General features: G+C 48.9%; 1 protein-coding gene. It reads left to right on the forward strand.

Annotated features, from left to right (window positions below; genetic code table 11):
- Position 1: 1 nt before the first annotated feature.
- Positions 2-888, forward strand: an 887-nt coding sequence (gene tuf, locus HMPREF2596_RS04950) for an elongation factor Tu (protein ID WP_070850029.1), incomplete at its 3' end; no start/stop codon positions are given.

Here is an 888-nt window from a genome sequence, read left to right on the forward strand (position 1 = left end):
CATGGCTAAGGAAAAATTTGAACGTAGCAAACCGCACGTAAACGTTGGTACTATCGGTCACGTTGACCATGGTAAAACCACTCTGACTGCTGCATTGACTACTATTTTGGCTAAAAAATTCGGTGGCGCTGCAAAAGCTTACGACCAAATCGATAACGCTCCTGAAGAAAAAGCCCGTGGTATTACCATTAATACCTCTCACGTAGAATACGAAACCGAAACCCGTCACTACGCACACGTAGACTGCCCGGGCCACGCCGACTACGTTAAAAACATGATTACCGGTGCTGCCCAAATGGACGGCGCTATCTTGGTATGTTCCGCAGCTGACGGTCCTATGCCGCAAACTCGCGAACACATCCTGTTGGCTCGTCAAGTAGGCGTACCTTACATCATCGTGTTCATGAACAAATGCGACATGGTTGACGATGCCGAGCTGTTGGAACTGGTTGAAATGGAAATCCGTGACCTGCTGTCAAGCTACGACTTCCCAGGCGACGATTGCCCAATCGTACAAGGTTCTGCATTGAAAGCTTTGGAAGGTGATGCTGCTTACGAAGAAAAAATCTTCGAACTGGCCGCTGCTTTGGACAGCTACATCCCAACACCTGAGCGTGCTGTGGACAAACCTTTCTTGTTGCCTATCGAAGACGTATTCTCTATCTCCGGTCGTGGTACAGTAGTAACCGGTCGTGTAGAGCGCGGTATCATCCACGTTGGTGACGAGATCGAAATCGTAGGTCTGAAAGAAACCCAAAAAACCACTTGTACCGGTGTTGAAATGTTCCGCAAACTGCTGGACGAAGGTCAAGCAGGTGACAACGTAGGCGTATTGCTGCGTGGTACTAAACGTGAAGACGTAGAGCGTGGTCAAGTATTGGCTAAACC

The organism is Neisseria sp. HMSC078C12, assembly GCF_001838065.1.
Classification (GTDB): Bacteria; Pseudomonadota; Gammaproteobacteria; order Burkholderiales; family Neisseriaceae; genus Neisseria.